Origin of the sequence: Lysinibacillus sp. BS3, from assembly GCF_039614735.1 — a bacterium.
GTDB lineage: Bacteria > Bacillota > Bacilli > Bacillales_A > Planococcaceae > Lysinibacillus > Lysinibacillus capsici.
This window is the reverse complement of record NZ_CP154860.1, coordinates 926,427-941,681: the sequence shown is the minus strand read 5'-3', so window position 1 is coordinate 941,681 and position 15,255 is coordinate 926,427. Positions and strand designations below refer to the sequence as shown.

The 15,255-nt window shown below is 40.4% G+C and carries 14 protein-coding genes; 12 read left to right on the top strand and 2 right to left on the bottom strand.

The window, feature by feature from the left end:
* Positions 1-78: 78 nt before the first annotated feature.
* On the bottom strand, positions 79-1,467 hold the full coding sequence (locus AAJG31_RS05030; RefSeq protein WP_279494608.1) for a hypothetical protein: 1,389 nt from the start codon (positions 1,465-1,467) through the stop codon (positions 79-81).
* A gap of 146 nt (positions 1,468-1,613) precedes the next feature.
* On the opposite strand from AAJG31_RS05030, the gene AAJG31_RS05025 reads away from it, so the two are divergent.
* From AAJG31_RS05025 to AAJG31_RS04975, 11 genes are all read left to right on the top strand, one after another.
* Positions 1,614-2,672 (top strand): MoxR family ATPase, encoded by a 1,059-nt coding sequence (locus AAJG31_RS05025; RefSeq protein ID WP_004229422.1) that lies wholly within the window; start codon positions 1,614-1,616, stop codon positions 2,670-2,672.
* A gap of 3 nt (positions 2,673-2,675) precedes the next feature.
* Positions 2,676-4,472 (top strand): VWA-like domain-containing protein, encoded by a 1,797-nt coding sequence (locus tag AAJG31_RS05020; RefSeq protein ID WP_279494610.1) that lies wholly within the window; start codon positions 2,676-2,678, stop codon positions 4,470-4,472.
* Between the two features lie 93 nt (positions 4,473-4,565).
* Positions 4,566-5,522: an ABC transporter ATP-binding protein gene (locus tag AAJG31_RS05015; RefSeq protein ID WP_279494612.1), complete on the top strand. Its 957-nt coding sequence runs from the start codon at positions 4,566-4,568 to the stop codon at positions 5,520-5,522.
* Positions 5,512-7,032 carry an osmoprotectant update ABC transporter permease/substrate-binding subunit OpuFB gene (opuFB, locus tag AAJG31_RS05010; protein WP_279494613.1) on the top strand — a complete coding sequence of 507 codons (1,521 nt, stop codon included), beginning with the start codon at positions 5,512-5,514 and terminating at the stop codon, positions 7,030-7,032. The genes AAJG31_RS05015 and opuFB overlap by 11 nt, the downstream gene beginning before the upstream one ends.
* A gap of 118 nt (positions 7,033-7,150) precedes the next feature.
* The gene (locus AAJG31_RS05005; protein ID WP_279494615.1) at positions 7,151-7,789 is read left to right on the top strand and encodes a DUF2975 domain-containing protein; all 639 of its coding nucleotides are present in this window, start codon (positions 7,151-7,153) and stop codon (positions 7,787-7,789) included.
* Between the two features lie 11 nt (positions 7,790-7,800).
* Entirely contained in the window at positions 7,801-8,019 is a 219-nt protein-coding gene (locus AAJG31_RS05000) for a helix-turn-helix transcriptional regulator (RefSeq protein WP_004229412.1), read from the top strand.
* Positions 8,020-8,044: 25 nt separating this feature from the next.
* Positions 8,045-8,368, top strand: coding sequence for a multidrug efflux SMR transporter (locus AAJG31_RS04995; protein ID WP_048390263.1), 324 nt, complete (start codon positions 8,045-8,047; stop codon positions 8,366-8,368).
* A gap of 13 nt (positions 8,369-8,381) precedes the next feature.
* Positions 8,382-8,744 (top strand): multidrug efflux SMR transporter, encoded by a 363-nt coding sequence (locus tag AAJG31_RS04990; RefSeq protein ID WP_279494617.1) that lies wholly within the window; start codon positions 8,382-8,384, stop codon positions 8,742-8,744.
* Between the two features lie 154 nt (positions 8,745-8,898).
* Positions 8,899-9,549 (top strand): HAD family hydrolase, encoded by a 651-nt coding sequence (locus tag AAJG31_RS04985; protein ID WP_066037420.1) that lies wholly within the window; start codon positions 8,899-8,901, stop codon positions 9,547-9,549.
* A 149-nt stretch (positions 9,550-9,698) separates the two neighbouring features.
* Entirely contained in the window at positions 9,699-10,130 is a 432-nt protein-coding gene (locus AAJG31_RS04980) for a hypothetical protein (protein WP_066037421.1), read from the top strand.
* Positions 10,131-10,209: 79 nt separating this feature from the next.
* Complete coding sequence (locus AAJG31_RS04975) at positions 10,210-12,402, top strand: YheC/YheD family protein (protein ID WP_279494618.1); 2,193 nt, start codon at positions 10,210-10,212, stop codon at positions 12,400-12,402.
* Positions 12,403-12,478: 76 nt separating this feature from the next.
* Here AAJG31_RS04975 and AAJG31_RS04970 read toward each other — a convergent pair whose 3' ends face one another.
* Positions 12,479-13,690, bottom strand: a complete 1,212-nt coding sequence (locus tag AAJG31_RS04970; protein WP_048390271.1) for an ATP-grasp domain-containing protein — start codon at positions 13,688-13,690, stop codon at positions 12,479-12,481.
* Between the two features lie 140 nt (positions 13,691-13,830).
* On the opposite strand from AAJG31_RS04970, the gene murF reads away from it, so the two are divergent.
* Entirely contained in the window at positions 13,831-15,225 is a 1,395-nt protein-coding gene (gene murF, locus AAJG31_RS04965) for a UDP-N-acetylmuramoyl-tripeptide--D-alanyl-D-alanine ligase (RefSeq protein ID WP_054550872.1), read from the top strand.
* Positions 15,226-15,255: the final 30 nt, after the last annotated feature.

The following is a 15,255-nucleotide window of genomic DNA, read 5'->3' as shown; positions in this document are numbered from 1 at the left end:
AGCTATCTCTCATTATTACAGAGAGTGAAAGAGATGTATAGTTGAATAGACTTCATCATTCATAGAACGTTTCTTGCCTTAATTAGTTCCTAAATCTATCTTAAAATTCTGAGACATAAATTGTTTGAATCTCTCAAAATATCGCTCGGACGCTTCCCATTGAATCGTATTTAAATAAGATAGCTCTTGTCGACCAAAAACGTTAGGAGGCTGATAGTGGCGAGCAACATAGGATTGATTTTCGAGCGTATAAAAATAATACGCTTCATCAGGCGTCATAATTTCAATGCGAGCATGTATCCTATCGCCTTCATCATCCAAATAGGTTTGACGGAAGCTATAGTATTTGGAACCATCCCACAATCCATCATGTTCATCGTCTAAATCCAGAATCGTAGGATGCTGGAGAATTTGTTGTACATCTCGCACCTCGATACTATGCAAGTAAAGTTCTGCTACATTGATGCAGGTTAACAACATCAGCCAGTGCTGTTGTAAATCCACTAAATCCTCCTGGGGGGATGCTGTAATATCCCACCATTCAGCTTCTTCATCTAGTGTTTTTGTCAAGAGAGAGACGGATTGATCCTCATTAAGCCAAATAAAATAATGACACTGCGAGGTCAATATATAAATACTATCATTGCGTACATCTCCATCAGCATTGGTATGTGCGCGTTGGATCATAAAATAAACATCCTGTTCCGTCAAATCGAAAGAAGGTTTGTCAGGTGTCATCAGAATACATGAAGTCAGTTTCAGTATGCTTTCCGCATTGATCGAATGGTGCGTGAAATAAATAGGAGCTGCTATTGTCCTTTGAGGAACGCTTGTAAATTGAGTGAGTGCAGAACGCCCTTGTTTTAGAATTTCCACGAGTGAAGTGAAGGAAAAGCCGATGTCATCCTCATCCTCAGGTAAAAATATCTCGTCTACTAATACATCTTCAATACGGATAGGGAGTTCCTGAAAAACGCCATCTCCGTGCCATATATTTACGATACAAGGAATCGACTTCTGACCCTTTACGTTGATGCGATACTCATCATCTTGAACCAAAATTGCTGCCTGAAGATTGCCATTAACGATCGTTTCGCCATGATTGTAGGAGCCACATAATATATTCTCGACTGTCAGATGCCCGTGCACATAGATTTCCTGACCACCTACAGCTATATTTTTAGAAAGTACATTGCCCATCACTATCAGCCCAATTGCCCCATCTGTCTCTAAATTATAGAGGGTGTCTACGGTTAGATGACCATTGATGAAAATGAGAATGGTCTTGTCCTGTTGTGGGAATGGCATATCCCAGTCCAAATCAAGAGAGGGAAGTGTTAAATCCCCCTCATAGTACGCTACTAGATCATCCTCACTAAAATCCTTGTAAAACTTTGCCCACCAAGAGTCTGCTGGAAACCTTTTTGCTAGTTGTGAAATCGCCAAAAACTGAAAGCCATTATGCATAGGTCACGACCTCTCTACTACAATTTTTATTATTTTCTCACAGCTAGTAATTGGCAGTCAATTTCATAGAATGGTAGAGACAAGATTAATTTCATAGAAAATGGTATTATTAACCTTTAAAACAATGAGTTGAAAGGGCGTTTTGATTGAATACGATTTTTAATGTGACACAAAAACAGCTATATGATTTTCTGCTGAATGTAGCGACAATAAGACCAGTTTTTATTTGGGGAGCACCTGGCATTGGGAAATCAGCGATTGTTGAAAACTTTGCTAGTGAATTAGGGCTACATTGTGTATCGTTATTGGGCAGTCAGCTAGCACCTGAGGATATTATTGGTGTTCCGCAGATTAAGGATGGCTACAGTGTTTTTTGTCCACCCAAAATGATTGCACGCGATGAACCTTATTGCCTTTTTTTAGATGAATTAAATGCTTGCTCACAGGAAGTACAAAAAGCGTTTTATAGTCTTATTCATGAACGCAGGATTGGAGAGTTTACATTGCCAGAGGGTACGATTGTTATTGGTGCAGGCAATCGGGCTCAGGATAACGCGATTGTTAAGCCGATGTCCTCCGCATTAATCAATCGGATGGTCCATGTTCAGCTTAGGGCATCGCATAAAGATTGGCTTGAATGGGCCTATACACATGAAATACATCCATATGTGATTGAGTATATTCAAATGCGTCCCGATCATTTATGGAGCGAACCTCCGAAAACAGAAGAACCCTTCTCCACGCCTCGTTCATGGCATATGTTAAGTGATTGTTTGTATGCATATGGCAATAGCTTACAAGAACAAACAATTGATCTATTAGCAAGTAGCTGCCTGTCCGCGCATACTGCCAGTCAATTTAAAGCCTTTATCAAGCAAGTGCAGAGTAAATATGATCTTGCTAAAATTATTCAAGGAGAATTACGTTGGCCCGATCAACCTGATGAAAGAGATTTGCTTTATTTCATGGCACAATCCTTCCGTGCTCAGTTACTGAAGGAGCTTCCGAACGAGCATACGACATTGAAGGGCAATCAACGGCAATTAGCCTTTCGAGCCAAAGACTTGATCAAGGACTTATCATCCATCAGCTTAGAAATTGCACAGATGGTTGTATCAGAGCAAAAGGGTGAAGCATTGCCTGCCTGGTTTATGCTGGAGGTTATCCGAGATTTACCTCGTTTAGTAGCCAAAAAGGAAGGGTAGCTTATGGCCAAAAAGAAGAAAGCATCACAGCAGGAGCATAAAAATGAGAAAGCCATCGCACTTGGGCATGACATCGTCTCTACACATCCCCTGTTCGAGGCGTTATGTCATGCTGTTTACATGCAATACGAAAGTATGCCTCAAAAGGATTGGGCTTACGTTACAAGCGCAGGTGTTATTTATGTGAATCAGGATAAAAAAGGTCAGCCAAATGAATGGGCTTATGTGATAGCGCATTGCTTGCTACACCTTGGCTTACATCATCATCAATCAAAAGAGCAGCAGGAGCTGTGGAATATTGCCTGTGACTGCTATATAACAAAATTTTTAGCAGAGCTAAAATTTGGTCAAGCACCAAAGGAAATGAGTAATCCTCTTTTTGAGGCCATTAGCTCTGAGGAAAAGTTATATGAAAGATTTTTACGCGAAGGTGTGCCAGATGATTTGAAAGGCTATAGTACAATGCCAGGCCAAGTGGACTTTGTGATTTCACAAAATCAAACAGGCTATCTTTATAGAGGGAATAGTGATTTCGCTGCATTATTTGCAGAAGGTTTATCGAAAGCCGTGCAAAGTGCCATTCGAGTAGCGGGTGGGGTAGAAAACACATTGGGAGGCACAACGAGGGTAACACAAGCACAACGCGCAAAGGCTTGGTTTATGAGCTCCTATCCCTTATTTGGTGCTTTGGCAGCAGATTTTACGATCATTGAAGACCCACTTATTTGCACAAGAATGGATATTTCGGTCGCAGCCATTGCAGTCGAAACAAAGGAAATTTATTTGAATACGGCGGTGGGAATGACCGATGAGGAAATGCGGTTTCTCATGGCACACGAATTGCTTCATGCAGGTTTAAGCCATGCGACCCGCAGACAAGGACGTGATCCTTACTTATGGAATGTTGCTTGTGATTATGTTATCAATGGCTGGCTCATCGATATGCAAATCGGCGAGATGCCAGCATTTGGCGGGCTATATGATCCAGCATTAAAAGGACTTTCAGCCGAATCTATTTATGATCGTATAGTTACAGATATTAGGATGTATCGCAAATTAAGAACCTTTCGAGGGCAGGGCATCGGAGATATGATCGAAACGAATCCACCAGATTTTTGGGAAGGCAAGGTTGGCGTGGATTTAGATGCTTTTTATAGAAGGGCATTGAGTCAAGGGTTAAGCTATCATATGACCCAAGAGAGAGGATATTTGCCACAAGGGCTCATTGAGGAAATTCGTAGCCTAGCACAGCCTCCTATTGCCTGGGATGTGGCATTAGCCAAATGGTTTGATCGGATGTTTCAACCGATAGAGAAAGTTAGAACGTATACCCGCCCCAGTAGAAGGCAAGCATCGACACCTGATATAGCTAGACCAAGATGGATTCATCAAAGCGGTGAGGAAGATGGACGTACTTTCGCAGTCCTTATTGATACATCAGGCTCCATGGACCGTCTCTTACTAGGAAAAGCACTCGGTACAATAGCGAGCTATAGCATCGCTAGAGATGTCCCCTTTGTTCGCGTTATATTTTGTGATGCTGTTGCCTATGACGCTGGCTATCTAGCCCCTGAAGAACTATTAATGAAAGTGAAGGTAAGAGGTAGAGGAGGCACAGTATTACAGCCTGGTATACAGCTACTTGAAGCCGCACAGGATTTTCCAAAGGATGGTCCTATCCTGATTATTACAGATGGACAATGTGATCGTTTAGCCATTAAAAGACAGCATGCCTTCGTACTACCACAGGGGGCCAAGCTACCGTTTGTGCCCAAAGGCGAGGTATTTAGAATGAAATAGTTGCATCTATCTACAAATGTTTGAAATGATTTTTGTTGGTGAAATATAAAAAGTGAACGCATTTCATGAGCACATTTTTAAAGGAGATGACAGATGATTACATTTGACAATGTCTCAAAACAATATGATAACAACCAAATAGCTGTCAAAGCGCTAAATGTAGAAATTAAAAAGGGTGAATTCTTTGTTATTATTGGCCCTAGTGGATGCGGCAAAACTACTTTGTTGAAGATGATTAATCGATTAATACCCTTAACAGCAGGCACCATCTGGATCAATGATAAAAGAATTAGCGATTATAATATCCATGAGCTGCGTTGGAGTATTGGCTATGTACTACAGCAAATCGCCCTATTTCCGCATATGACAATAGAGGAAAATATTGCGGTTGTACCAGAACTGAAGAAATGGAGTAAAACGAAAATCCATCAGCGTGTAGACGAACTATTAGCGTTGGTGGGTCTGGAGCCAGCGAAATATCGTCAGCGTAAGCCAAAGGAGCTGTCAGGAGGCGAACAGCAAAGGGTTGGCGTTGTTCGTGCCTTGGCAGCTGACCCAGAAATTATTTTAATGGATGAACCCTTTAGTGCGCTAGACCCTATTAGTCGCACCAAACTACAGGATGATCTACTAGAGATGCAGCGTACCATCCAGAAAACCATTGTATTTGTATCACATGATATGCAGGAAGCACTGAAATTAGGAGATCGTCTCTGTATTATGAAAGATGGCGAAATTGTTCAGATAGGCACTCCACAGCAATTACTACAAAATCCTGTAAATGATTTTGTCCAACAGTTTATTGGAGGTAAGCAGTCGGATCAATTGTTTACGATCCATGATGTGTTACAGCCAATCACAGTGACAAACGACTTTGGGCATACCATTCCTATTGATGCCCCATTTCCGACGATTCTTGAAAAATTAGCCGAGCATGACTTGTTAGGTGTCGAAGAGAATGGCAAGCTCATTGGCATGGTGACAAGAGCTTCCACGCTTCGTTATTTAGCAGCGGATTCTAAGAAAAGAGGGCATGTGCATGGTGGCTAATGTGGTAGATGTATTTCAGGAACGGAAGGCACAGCTGCTGGCTGCATTACTAGAGCATATCCAAATCTCTTTTATTGCGCTATTTTTTGCTGTCCTCATCGCTATTCCCCTAGGTATCTATTTAACCAATAAAAAGAAAATAGCCGAGAGTATTATTGGAATCAGTGCTGTGCTGCAAACGATTCCTTCCTTAGCGTTGCTCGGCTTATTAATCCCTTTATTCGGTATTGGGAAAGTTCCCGCAATTATTGCGTTAGTCGTCTATGCGCTGTTGCCTATTCTACGAAACACCTACACGGGCATCAATGAGGTTGACCCATCACTGAAAGAAGCGGCATTAGCTATGGGAATGAATCGATCAAAGCGTTTAGTAAAGGTTGAGCTACCACTTGCTATGCCTGTTATGATGGCTGGTATTCGGACAGCGATGGTGCTGATTGTGGGAACAGCAACATTAGCCGCTTTAATTGGTGCAGGAGGCTTAGGAGATATTATATTACTTGGGATTGACCGAAATAACACGGCACTCATTCTTATAGGAGCCATTCCCGCTGCTATTTTAGCCCTGATTTTTGATGTGGCGCTTAAAAAGTTAGAATCTCTGTCCTTTAAAAAAACCATAACGACGTTGAGTCTCATTAGTTTAGCGGCACTGGTAATGATTTTCTTCCCGCTCCTAAGCAGTAAACAGCAAGATGAAATAGTCATTGCAGGAAAGCTTGGTGCGGAGCCTGAGATTCTCATCAATATGTATAAATTATTAATTGAGCAGGAGACCGATTTAACGGTGACATTAAAGCCAGGGCTTGGTAAAACTTCATTTGTATTTAATGCATTGAAATCGGGCAGCATTGATATTTACCCTGAATTTACAGGCACCGCTATTTCGGAGTTTTTAAAGGAAGAAGCCATTAATAATAACCAAGAGGACGTCTATCTTCAGGCAAAAGAGGGGATGCAAGAGCAATTCGATATGGTCATGCTAAGCCCCATGAACTATAACAATACGTATGCACTCGCTGTATCAGAGGAGCTGGCTGAGAGCTATCAACTGCAAAAAATCTCTGATCTTAAACCGATAGAGCAGAAGGTGAAAGCAGGCTTTACATTAGAATTTAATGACCGTGAGGATGGCTATGTTGGCATACAAAAACGGTATGGGATAGCCTTTACGACACTTGCAACGATGGAGCCAAAGCTTCGCTATCAGGCAATACAATCAGGTGATATTAATTTGCTAGATGCTTATTCAACGGATAGTGAAATTCGTCAATACAAGCTACGTGTATTGGAGGACGATCAAGCATTATTCCCACCATACCAGGGAGCGCCTTTACTAAGGAAAGAAACGCTGATTGTCTATCCAGAGATTGGAGAAGCGTTAAATCAACTAGCTGATCACATTACAGATGATGAAATGCGAGAAATGAATTATCAGGTGAATGTAGAAGGAAAGCTTGCAGCAGAAGTAGCAAAAGAATATTTAGTAAAGATAGGATTATTAAAATAAACCCTCTACCTTTAGAGGGTTTATTTTTATCAATAATTTATTAATGATAAACATTAAAAAGTTATTGATAGAGATAAAGGGGGATGTATAATAGAGAGAAAGGAGGGAGAGGTTGATAATGGGGCAAACAATTCAAAGTAAAGAATTTCGATGGATGACAAAGGGGCTTCGTACCGCTTTTACCATCATCATGGTGATGATGATTTTTGTCTTGACGATGCTCGCGATTTTTATGGTGGGAGCAATGGTGGTATCAGAGCAACAAGTGAATCATTTATTAGCAAAGGGCAGTGTGACCGCTGCCGTTCAGTTAGAAGGATTGGAAATGAAGCTGGCAGAAAATGTGACAAGGGACATTCACTATTCAAAAAAAGATGTCATGACCTTTCTATTTACTGCTACAATATACATAGCTATTTTATTAATGATTATTGTACAAGTGAGGAATATATTAAGTAACTTATCAAAAGGTATTGTATTTTCACTCGCTAATAGTAAAAAAATGGAGAGAATTGCCTACTGTGTGATTGTATTGAGCTTGACAGTAAATGCATTTCGTACATATACCGTCTATCTGATTATGCAACAATTCCAATTGGAGTCCCGATTTGTAGAGACGGGTTTGATCAAGGGGATTAGCTATCATTTTACAGGCATTCACTGGACTCTTTTACTATGTGGTGTGGTGATTTGGACCTTTGCACGTATTTTCCGATACGGTGCATTCCTTCAGGATGAATATGATGCAACAGCTTAGGAAGTGAAAACATGACCATAATTATTCGATTAGATCGTATGCTAGCGGATCGTAAAATGCAGCTGAGTGAACTTGCAGAGAGGGTAGATGTTTCGATTGTCAATCTCTCTAATTTAAAAACAGGCAAAGTAAGAGCCGTACGTTTTTCTACATTAAATGCCATTTGTAAAGCTTTGGGCTGCCAGCCAGGAGATATATTGGAGTATGTAGAGGAAGAAGATGACATCTAGAAGCAAAGCAGAAAGGATTTTTTGAATGACGGCTTTTAGTTTTTTAATGCTAGCTATCATAGCAGAGGTTTTTGCCAGTTCCTTGCTCAAGCGTACGGAGGGCTTCACACGAATTGGGCCATCAATTGGCGTAGTAGTAGGCTATGGAACGGCATTTTATTGTTTAGCCTTAACATTAAAAGTGATTCCTATTGGCACAGCCTATGCAATTTGGGCAGGTTTAGGGACAGCGTTAACCGCTATTGTGGGAGTTGTCCTCTATAAGGAACGATTTAATCGCAAGAAGGTATTAGGGATTCTATGCATTATCTTGGGTGTTGTGGTACTCAATCTTGCTGGTGGTCATTAGGAGGCTGAACAGGATGAAAGGCTATTTATTTTTAACACTATCGATTATAAGCGAGGTCTTTGCAACAACCATGCTGAAGTTCTCAGACGGCTTTACTGTCCTCGTTCCATCCTTGGCGGTAACAATTGGCTATGGTATTTCGTTTTATAGCCTATCCCTCTGCTTAAAAACCATGCCATTAAGCTTGGCCTACGCTATCTGGTCAGGTGTCGGCACAGCTTTAACCGTTCTGGTAGGCATTGTCATTTGGCACGATATTTTTACTGTTTATTCTGCGATCGGTATTGTCCTCATTATAGGAGGCGTTATCTTGTTGAATCAGGGGGATAAAGGTGAAGAAGTGGTGGATAGCCTAGCAAAAGAGTTGGATGCTTGAGGAGATAGGCGGATAGAGATGCGAAAGTAGCGGATAGCGGGTCTAAATTGATGGATAGGATTAGCAAAGTGATGGATAGGATTAGAAAATCGATGGAGAGGTCTGCCAAAACCTAGGCTTAGTTCAGCGCAAACCAATAGAATGGGGGAATTTGATGATAAAAGCTCTAATTTTTGATTTTGACGGTACAATCATTGATACGGAAACAGCATGGTATAACGTTTTTAAGGATGCCTATGCACAATATGGTGTTGAATTATCGTTAGCAACCTATGCTAAGTGCCTTGGGACCAATCTTCAAACCTTTAATCCCTATACATATCTTGTTACACATCATCACATACAACTGGATGTGGAGGCTTTTCAAACATCCATTCAGCAACGCCATGCACAATGGATGGAAACGGAAACGCTAAGACCTGGTATTTTAACATTGCTACAGCAGGCAAAGGAAGCGGGTTTGAAGATTGGACTTGCTAGTAGCTCCAGTCGTCAATGGATTGATGTGTATATGGATCGGCTGGGTATCCGACATTACTTTGATTGCTTTTGTAGCGCTGACACGGTGACAAATGTTAAGCCTGATCCAGAGCTTTACTTGCAGGCGCTTGAACAATTAGGAGTAGAGGCTGTTGAGGCCATGGCAATTGAGGATTCACCGAATGGCGCACAAGCCGCTGTAGCAGCGGGACTTTATACAGTGGTCATTCCGAACGAGATTACCAAGCAATTACCATTCAATACAAAACACCATACCGTTACTGCATTAGAACAATACACAATACATGATCTCCTCGCAACATAAGCTTTTGCAAAAGCCTCCCCCTCATTGGTGGAGGTTTTTTTAGTTTCTTTAGGAAGAAGTCGCCATATTTTTTGTCGCAACATATGATAACGAGAGGGCAACTTACACGGATCAAATCGTATAGTCAAACTAAGAGAGGGGGCTACGAATTGAATAGTGATAAGAAAAGAAATCACTTTTTATGTGAAGCTTTAAGTGATTTAAAGGATCTTCAGGATATTATGATGAATTTTCATTCTAAATATTTTGGTCAGCTACTTATTAAAATTGTCGGGAGTGATACGATTCCATTTTTTTTAATTACACATAGTGGTGCTCATTTAAGCTTATTGGATACAGTGAAACAGTTTGAGACAGAGTTTTTCCGCATTGAGGATGTTGATAGAGAGCGTTGCCGTGGCACAGTATCATTGTTGCGTGCTTTTGATTATGAAGGAAACGATACAAATTCGATTGCAGATGTGGTGAGGTTAGAAAAAACAAGTACAAAGAAATCTATTGAACTCAGTGGTATATCGGCCATTCAGCTCTTAAAGCCAGACATGTTGAAGGGGAAATTTATCATAGAGCCGAAATGGTAGTACCATATTAAACTACTAAAGCTAGAGCATCTGTCTATATGCAAGGGATACAAAGTGAATGTAATAGAGAGAGAATCTAATGAAAGGAAGTTTAGCTATGACGATTATTGGTATGCTGCATCATCGACTTGATCCAACAACAGTGCTCAAGTCCTATGCCTTTGCAGCAGTTGCGAAAGCTGAAGGCGCAACATTTTTTTACTTCACACCTAAAAGTGTGGACTTTGCCAAACGTTCTATTCGAGCAAAGGTCTATGAGAATGGACAATGGCAAGAGAAAACAATGCCCTTTCCTGATGTTATCTATAATGCAGGAAGCCCTGAGAAATTATCTGTCTCGAAGGAGATTATTGACCTTTTAAAAGAGGAGATTCCATTCACAACCCATTCAATCGGGAACAAATGGAATGTGATGAAACGATTAAAGGAAGCGAAGGAATTTGAACAGTATTTGATTCCCTCTGAAATTGTAAAGGATGCCGATTTATTTCATAAGTTCGTTAATTATTATAAACGAGTGGTGTTTAAGCCAATTGATGGACGAAAAGGGAAGGGTATTTATTTTATAACGAAGGCGGGAGCCAAATATTTTGAGGTGCGAAAGGATAGCACCACGACAACCTATACAAAGCCACAATTGGATGCATTGATAAAGGAGCAACTTGCGTCTGGCACCTTTATTATGCAGCCGTATATTCAATCTGTTACAAAATCTGGTCAGGTCTATGATTTCCGCCTGCATGTTCAAAAAAATGGAGAAGGTAAATGGGTAGTGACTACGGTGTATCCACGCATTGCACCGAATGGCTCCATCATACCGAATATTAATAACGGTGGCTATACCAATTATTTAGATCCTTTTTTGGAGCAGGAGTTTAAGGATGAGGCCTATAATATTCGGCGAATGCTTGAGCATTTTTCACTGGCGCTGGCACATCATCTGGATGAAATTCAAATGGCGAAATTTGGGGAAGTTATTGATGAAATTGGCATTGATGTAGGGTTAGATCAAAATCAAAAAATTTGGATGTATGAGGTCAATTGGCGCCCAGGCTGTCCTCCTGCCTTTTACTTGGAATTAGATGTGGTCATCCATTCCATCCGTTATGCGATGTATCTTGCCAAAAATCAAAAACCGCTGAAAAAGAAAATTGTCCAACAAAAAACGAAGCAGGTGGAGGCAAAGAAAACCCTACCTATTATTGCGATTACAGGAAGTGCAGGGAAAACCACAACAAAGGCATTTGTGGGTTCGATCTTATCGAAAAAGTGGAATGTATTTGAATCAAAGGATTATTGGAATACGACGGAGCATACGAAAAAGCATAAGGAAGAAATCAATGATACACATCAGGCCGTTGTATTAGAGTATGGTATGGCTTACCCAGGCATTATTACCAATCACTGTAGCATCATCCAGCCGAATATTAGTATTGTAACGAATATAGGCTTAGCCCATGTTGGGAACTTTGATGGAGATGTAAGAGGTGTTGCCAAGGCAAAATCGGAATTGATTCATGGTATGGATCAACAGGGATTACTCATTGTCAATCAAGATGATGACAATTCAAGATACTTAGAGACACAGCAATTTAAAGGGAAAATCATCACGGTAGGCATTAAAAAAGAAGCGGATTACCGTGCATATGATTTGCAATATAAAGATGTCGGCATGTCCTTTAAAATGAAGCTGCATGGGCAAGAAATAGAATTATATATTCCTATTTTAGGAGAACATCATGTATACAACGCATTGAATGCAGTGGCAGTGGCTGATCTTTTAGGATTTAGTCCACTTGATATTCAGGCAGGGCTCAACTTTAAAAAACCACCAAGACGTTTAACGATTTATAATTGCCGTGATGATATAACGGTTATTGATGATACAGTACACTCTCATCCGCAGGGGGTTCGTGCTGCGCTCGATGTACTAAAGAATATCGCGACAAATCGCAAGGTAGCCATTATTGGACAAATGCGAGAACTTGGTATCTTGAGAGAAGAGGAATATCGTAAGGTTGGAGAGTACGTGTATGAGATAGGCATCGATGAATTTATTACCTATGGCTTTAGGACAGATGAAATGAGTAATGCTGCCATATCGAAGGGCATGGACCCATCCAGAGTACATCATTTTATTAATAAAGATCAATTGCATGCCCTCCTTGAAAAGCTCATTAAGCCTCATGATACCATTCTTGTGAAGGGTGCAAGTAAAACCAATATGTTTGAAACCGTGAAGTTTTTAGATCAAACGTTTAAAGAAGAATAATCGTTTACGACTTATGAAGATAAAAAAGCCCGAGTAACTGTCCACTGGCAAGCGGCAATTATTCGGGTTATTTTTTTCAAACTCTCAAAATGAATTTTATTTCCTTCGCTGCAGTGATTGCGTGATTTCTTGCTTCCTTCAAGGTTGCTCCCTCTGCAATGACATAGGCGTAACGGTGACCCATTGATAAAGGTGGGGTAAGGAGGGTGCCTCTTCTCGGTTTGACATATACTTCAACGACGCCAGTTGATCTTGTCGCTCTTGCCTTGCCAATAACCTTTTCTAAAATTCCTCTACTTTCCACAATGACATATTTTGTATACACAAATTTTTTATGTCTTGGTTGCAGATTAGGCTGTTCTCCTAGCAAAATCTTCAGTGTTTCTTCTACTAAACTAAAACCTAGAGCTGCTTGTAGCATATTATTCATAGCGCCACCTGAAATTCGAGGATTGATCTCGATAAGTTTCCAACCATTTTGGGTTAATCGAAGCTCTAAGTGAAGAGCCCCATTCTCAATACCAAAGGCTTTCACGATGGAATGGAGTACCTCCTCGATGCCTGATTGGATGTCTTTAGGGGCTTTCACTAGAACACCATAGCCAGTAATGATAAATCGTTTTCCTTGGGTAATTTCTTGCTCAATTATACCAATGACATGTGGTTGTCGTTGATAAACAACCGCCTCTACTAAATATTGAGGGCCATCTAGATATTCTTCAATCATGATGGTTTCATAGGGATTTTTACTGCGTAGTGCTTTGAGGTGGTTATTGAGCTGGTCGGCATCCGTTGCTAGTAAGACATCTTTTGAGCCAGTTGATTTAGGAGATTTTACGATTAATGGAAAGGTTAAATTTTTAGCTATAGGTTCGTTCGGTTTCATGAGCGAAAATTTTGGTGAGTATGGTTGGTCTTGTAAAAACTTTCTTGTTTTTTCTTTATCCTCCATAGTTTCAATGGCACTGGAGGATGTATAGTTCTGACAAAATTCATCACATAGTATTGAAGCAATATGGACAAATGGATCAACAAAACTAACGATACTTTTAATATTTAATCCAGCTTTTCCTAGTTTCTCAATTTCATCTTTCATGCTCTCGATATCAAAAGTATCAATGAGTATCATTTTATGGATGTCGGGGTAGGCTCTGCGCTGCTGAAGTTGTTTTTCATTATTTGTGAAAAGTACTGTGAAGTAGCCTAATTTTTCTGCTGCCCTTGTTGCTTCACGACTAGACCCAGATTTGTTTGTACCGATAAATACAATGGCTTTCAGGTATATCACTCCTTCTATTGGTACTTAGATACTTAATCACCTTTATATATATGCAATGAAATAGATTTCCTCTAGTTATGTATCTTGTCTACATCCAAGCAACTTTTAAAAGGTTACATATACTAGAAAAGAAAGGAGGGAGAAAAGATATGAAGCCTCTTTCGGTGAAAAATTTAGCAATGATTACGGCAGGCTATCTAGTGCACGGGTCAGAGGATACACTGATTCAGCATGGGGCTTATCGATTAAAGCAAGTGAAAAAGTCCAATACGGCCCTTTTTACAAGTAAACGTATTGTTAATTGGAAAAATCTTGAGCCACTTTCTCCTCTAGTGCTAGTGACCGATAGAGCTTATCGGCCAACTGACATTCCCAATCATGTCATTATGATACAGGTAGCGAATGCAGAAGAGGCCTATTGGAAATTTGTCCATTTTTATCGCAGCCAGTTTCATATTCCGATTGTCGCGATCACAGGTACATCAGGCAAAACAACGACAAAAGAGATGATTAAACATATTCTTTCGGCTGATCGGAAAGTGACTGCGACGACATTGAGCAGCAATTCTAGAACGGCTTCTTTGCAATATTTACTGGGCATTGAGGATGAAACCGAGGCTGCCGTTTTTGAAACAGCAGTGGGCTCACCTGGAGACGTTACGAATGCAGGGAGATATTTCAAACCGACAATCGGTATTATTACGAATATCGGAGCCCATCATTTAAATTATTGCAAAACATTAGAAGGCTATATTCAAGCAAAGGGAGAAATGCTAGATATCATTCATCCAAAAGGTACATTAATTATCAATGCTGAAGATATGAATACGAAAAAAATAGATGTTTCGAGATTTCGTGGGCGTTTGATTAGGGTAGGAAAGCATGACTCCTGTGATTTTCGCGCAAGCCATATCCACTACTATCAAAAAGGGATGAAATTTATTCTGCATCATGATAGAAAAAGCTATGACATACTTGTACCAGGGTTTGGAGAGCATCAGGTTTATAATGCTCTTGCTGCCATTGCCGCGGTCCATGATATGGGGATCCCTATTCCAGTCGCAGCACAACAGCTTCAATCATTCCGTCAATTAAAAAAACAACTGCAACTCTTTGAGGGCATTAATCATTCCATGTTATTGGATGATACATGGAGTATTACAACCACTTCCTTAGAGGCTGCCTTAAAAGTGTTGAATGAATTAGGTGACGGAAAGAAAAAGATTGCAGTTATTGGTACGATTACCGATTTAGGTTCATGGGGCTACATTATTCACGAACAGGCGGGTGAATTAATTCAACGTATTGGCGTGGATGTCCTGATTACCATTGGAGAACACGCAAGGATTATGGCTGATCATGCAGTAAAGCTAGGATTTAGCGCGCCTGTTTATACATTTAAAAATAGTACGCTAGTCTATCCGTTATTGCAGAAGATTGTGGATGAAAATACCATCATTCTCATAAAGGGAGATATGTATAGCAAACAGGTCTCTAAACTAGCAACGGAGCTAAAGCTAAAGCCTCCACCACCTGCTGATTAGCTTTTTTAATATAGGATATTGACTGTGCCA

Bases quoted from the DNA above. Each gene is read 5' to 3' on its own strand.
- AAJG31_RS05030 (WP_279494608.1), bottom strand. From the start codon at position 1,467: ATGCATAATGGCTTTCAGTTTTTGGCGATTTCACAACTAGCAAAAAGG.
- AAJG31_RS05020 (WP_279494610.1), top strand. From the start codon at position 2,676: ATGGCCAAAAAGAAGAAAGCATCACAGCAGGAGCATAAAAATGAGAAA.
- AAJG31_RS05015 (WP_279494612.1), top strand. From the start codon at position 4,566: ATGATTACATTTGACAATGTCTCAAAACAATATGATAACAACCAAATA.
- opuFB (WP_279494613.1), top strand. From the start codon at position 5,512: ATGGTGGCTAATGTGGTAGATGTATTTCAGGAACGGAAGGCACAGCTG.
- AAJG31_RS05005 (WP_279494615.1), top strand. From the start codon at position 7,151: ATGGGGCAAACAATTCAAAGTAAAGAATTTCGATGGATGACAAAGGGG.
- AAJG31_RS05000 (WP_004229412.1), top strand. From the start codon at position 7,801: ATGACCATAATTATTCGATTAGATCGTATGCTAGCGGATCGTAAAATG.
- AAJG31_RS04995 (WP_048390263.1), top strand. From the start codon at position 8,045: ATGACGGCTTTTAGTTTTTTAATGCTAGCTATCATAGCAGAGGTTTTT.
- AAJG31_RS04990 (WP_279494617.1), top strand. From the start codon at position 8,382: ATGAAAGGCTATTTATTTTTAACACTATCGATTATAAGCGAGGTCTTT.
- AAJG31_RS04985 (WP_066037420.1), top strand. From the start codon at position 8,899: ATGATAAAAGCTCTAATTTTTGATTTTGACGGTACAATCATTGATACG.
- AAJG31_RS04975 (WP_279494618.1), top strand. From the start codon at position 10,210: ATGAAAGGAAGTTTAGCTATGACGATTATTGGTATGCTGCATCATCGA.
- murF (WP_054550872.1), top strand. From the start codon at position 13,831: ATGAAGCCTCTTTCGGTGAAAAATTTAGCAATGATTACGGCAGGCTAT.